The following is a 3464-nucleotide window of genomic DNA, read 5'->3' as shown; positions in this document are numbered from 1 at the left end:
TCACCACACCGACCTGGTCGACGTCCGGCTCGCCGGCGCCCTGCTGCGGTTGGCCGACAACGTGGTGTTGCTGCCCGACGTGCTCGACGACGCGGTGCGGGTGCTGGCCGGGCTGCCGCAGCCGTTCACCCTCTCCGCGGCGCGGCAGGCGTTGGACACCACCCGCCGGGTGGCGGTGCCCCTGCTGGAGTTGCTGGACCGGCGGGGCGCGACCCGCCGGCTGCCCGACGACGCCCGGATCGTCGTCACCTGAGCGGCGCGCCGACCACCGTCAGTCGAGGTCGGACATGTCCAGCACGAAGCGGTAGCGGACGGCGTTTCGCCGCAGGCGGTCGAGTGCCGTGCCCACCTGCGCCGACGGGAGGATCTCGATGTCGGCGGTGACGCCGTTGTCGGCGCAGAACTGGAGCATCTCAGCCGTCGAGCCGCGGCCTCCGCTCCCGGCGGAGCTGAGCCTCTTGCGGCCGATGAGCAGGTCGGTGGTCTCGACGGTCACCGGTCCCAGGTATCCGAGCAGGCTGAGGGTGCCGTCCATCGCCACCAGCCGCAGGTACGGCGCGAGGTCGTGCGGTGCGGAGATGGTGTCGATGACGAGGTCGAAGGTGTCGCGGGCGGCAGCCATCTGCTGGGGATCGGTGGAGTCGACGAGGTCGTGTGCGCCGAGCCGACGGGCGTCGTCCCGCTTGTCCAGGGTGCGGCTGATCACGGTCGTGGTGGCGCCGAGTGCCACGGCCATCTTGACCGCGAGGTGGCCCAGGCCGCCGAGCCCGGCCACGGCGACGCGGGTGCCTGGGCCGACGTTGTGGGAGCGCAGGGGTTCCCACACGGTGACGCCGGCGCACAGCAGCGGGGCGGCTGCGGCCGGGTCGAGGCCGGCGGGGAGCGGGTAGGCGAAGGTGTCCCGCACGACGTATTCGCGGGAGAAGCCACCCAGCGTCGTCGACCCGTCCTGCCGGTCCGTGCCGCCGTAGGTCAGGGTCGGGAAGGGGTGGCAGAAGTTCTCCTGTCCGGCCGCGCACATGGCGCAGGCGCCGCAGGAGTCGACGATGTTGCCCACCGCGACGCTGTCGCCGATCGAGAAGCGGGTCACCTCGGGGCCGGTGTCAATCACCACGCCGGTGAATTCGTGCCCCGGCACCAGTGCGGCGTCGGCGTGCTGGTCGTGGTCGCGCAGGGCGTGCAGGTCGCTGTGGCAGACCCCGCAGTAGTCGACGCGCACCGCGATGTCGTCGGGGCGTAGGTCACGGCGCTCGATCGGGGTACGCCGCAGTTCCGTCGGGCCGGTTGCTCGCCATCCGGTGGTCCTTCGCATGATCGACTCCTATAAACAGACTGTTCGGTCTGCCGAAGCTTAGGTCGGGCGCCGAGCCGAAGCAAACCAACTGTTCTGTTTTGCTAGTGTGGGGCCATGCCGGAGCAGCCGCTGACCTCGCGAGGTGCCGCGACCTACCAGCGCATCCTGGACGCCGCCACCGAGGAGTTCGCCCAACACGGCATCGCCGGGGCCCGCGTCGACCGCATCGTGACGGCGGCCCGCACCAACAAGGCGCAGCTCTACGCCTACTTCGGGGACAAGGAACGACTCTTCGACGCGATCTTCCTCAGCTCGCTGGAACGCATCACCAACGTCGTGCCCATCGACGCCGACGATCTCGCGGACTGGGCCGTCCGCCTCTACGACGAATACCTGCGCCGCCCCGACCTCATCCGGCTCGCGACCTGGACGCGGCTGGAACGCCGGCCCGCAGGACACCTCGTCGAGACCCACCAGCACTACGACGATCGAAAGCTCACGGCGATCGCCGAGGCCCAGGCCGCCGGCCGGATCCGCGGTGGTGACCCGTTCGACATCATGGCCCTGGTCATCGCGATGTCGATGGCCTGGTCGCCGGTGAGCAACGTCTACGCCGCCAGCGGCCAGGAACCCGACGACGTGCACTCCCGCCGTCGTGCGCTGCTTCGCGACTGCGTCCGGCGAGCCATCGTGCCGACGGACCAGGATCACCCCGACCGCTGAGCGCCGCGACCGATCCGGTGCTGACCCGGTTGCGCCGAGATGCGACGGTGGGCTGATGGTCGAGGTGTCCCCGTCCCGGTCGTGCGGTGGTCGGTGGCGCGTCGTCTCGGTGGCGCTGCGTTGGGCGCTGCCGGTGCTGTGGGTGCTGTGGGCCGCTCTGGCGTGGTGGGTCGAGCCCCGCGAGTCGACCGAAGCCCAGCTCGACCGGGATCTCGCGGCGGGCCGGGTGGTGACCTATCAGCGGGCGAACGGCTGGGACGACGACGACCCCTACTGGGGCAGCCAACCTGATCTGCGGCCCGCCGAGCAGGGTTGGATGATCACGTGGACGGTGCCCAGCGGTCAGACCCGGTACGCCTCGGTCCAACCGCCCGACCCGCAGCCGTACTCGGCGGGGTCGGACCGGCTGGCGCGGACCGGGCTGGATGCGCGGCTCGCCGCCGTCGCCGATCCGTGGCACGCCGGCGGCGACGTTCCGTCCCGGATTGCGACCACGGCGGGTCTGCTCGCCGGTGTGCTGACTCTGCTGTGGCTGGGCCGGCTGATCGTCGGCGCGCCGCCGCTGGCCGGCACGAGGTGGTTCTGGTTCTGGGTGGGGCTCCTGCCGTTCGGGGTGGGTGTGCTGGCGTGGACCTACCGGGAGGTGTGGAGGCCACCGCCGGCGCCGGTGCCCGGCCGGGGCTCGGGGTGGCGTGGCTTCGGCTGGTTGATCCTCGCCGGAGTCGGGATCAGCCTGCTGGTGTCCGTCGCCCGGATCGTGTTCGGAACGACGGTGGTGCCGGGCTGAGCCGGCGGTGCCGGCCAACCGACCCCGAGGTCGGCGGTGGTCACCTACGGTGACGCCATGGACCCTTCGGCGGTCTGGCGGGACCGGCAGCACCGGTGGCGGATCGAGGCGTACCGCGCTCCGGACCTGCGCTTTGCCATCTACGCCACCAACGGCCCCACCGAGTCGGTGCCGCTGTGGCTGTTCGGGATGTCGGCGCTGGCCCGGTGGCTGATGACCCACGCCATCTCGCTGGACGACCTGGAGGTCGACTGAGCCGGGCGCCGGTGGCGAACCGGGCCCGCGCCGCGGTCCCTTGCGGTTGAGTGACCTCAGGCGGCGGACGGGGGTACGCGATGGGCGGTCAGCTCGGGCAGTTGGCGTTGGTGGCCGTGCTGGTGCTCGTCAACGCCGCGCTCTCCGGCAGTGAGATGGCGTTGGTGACCCTGCGCGAGGGGCAGTTGCGGCGGCTGGGTCGGCGCAGCCGGGCCGGGGACCGGTTGGTGCGGTTGTCCCACGACCCCAACCGCTACCTGGCCACGATTCAGCTCGGGATCACCCTGGCCGGGTTCCTCGCGTCGGCGGCGGCCGCGGTGTCGTTGGCCGGTCCGCTGGTCGGCCCGTTGGGTTTCCTCGGAGGGGCGGCCCGTCCCGCCGCGGTGCTGCTGGTGACCGTGGCGT

General features: G+C 71.8%; 6 protein-coding genes. 5 read left to right on the top strand and 1 reads right to left on the bottom strand.

The window, feature by feature from the left end:
* A partial coding sequence (locus KBX53_RS26635; RefSeq protein WP_210862271.1) for a SelB C-terminal domain-containing protein occupies window positions 1-253 on the top strand: 253 nt, incomplete at its 5' end.
* Window positions 254-271: 18 nt separating this feature from the next.
* Here the strand turns inward: KBX53_RS26635 and KBX53_RS26630 are convergent.
* Window positions 272-1312, bottom strand: coding sequence for an NAD(P)-dependent alcohol dehydrogenase (locus KBX53_RS26630; RefSeq protein WP_030327725.1), 1041 nt, complete (start codon window positions 1310-1312; stop codon window positions 272-274).
* Window positions 1313-1408: 96 nt separating this feature from the next.
* Here KBX53_RS26630 and KBX53_RS26625 point away from each other — a divergent pair, with 96 nt between their 5' ends.
* The 4 genes from KBX53_RS26625 to KBX53_RS26610 all read left to right on the top strand — a co-directional run.
* Window positions 1409-2017: a TetR/AcrR family transcriptional regulator gene (locus KBX53_RS26625; RefSeq protein WP_030327724.1), complete on the top strand. Its 609-nt coding sequence runs from the start codon at window positions 1409-1411 to the stop codon at window positions 2015-2017.
* Window positions 2018-2072: 55 nt separating this feature from the next.
* Complete coding sequence (locus KBX53_RS26620) at window positions 2073-2804, top strand: hypothetical protein (protein WP_210862269.1); 732 nt, start codon at window positions 2073-2075, stop codon at window positions 2802-2804.
* A 57-nt stretch (window positions 2805-2861) separates the two neighbouring features.
* Window positions 2862-3059: a hypothetical protein gene (locus KBX53_RS26615; RefSeq protein ID WP_030327722.1), complete on the top strand. Its 198-nt coding sequence runs from the start codon at window positions 2862-2864 to the stop codon at window positions 3057-3059.
* Between the two features lie 80 nt (window positions 3060-3139).
* Window positions 3140-3464: CNNM domain-containing protein (locus KBX53_RS26610; RefSeq protein ID WP_210862273.1), on the top strand; the 325-nt coding region annotated here is incomplete at its 3' end.

It is taken from the genome of Micromonospora sp. M51 (genome assembly GCF_018070305.1).
GTDB lineage: Bacteria > Actinomycetota > Actinomycetes > Mycobacteriales > Micromonosporaceae > Micromonospora > Micromonospora parva.
The sequence above is the reverse complement of the archived record's forward strand: the minus strand, read 5'-3'. Positions and strand labels throughout refer to the sequence as shown.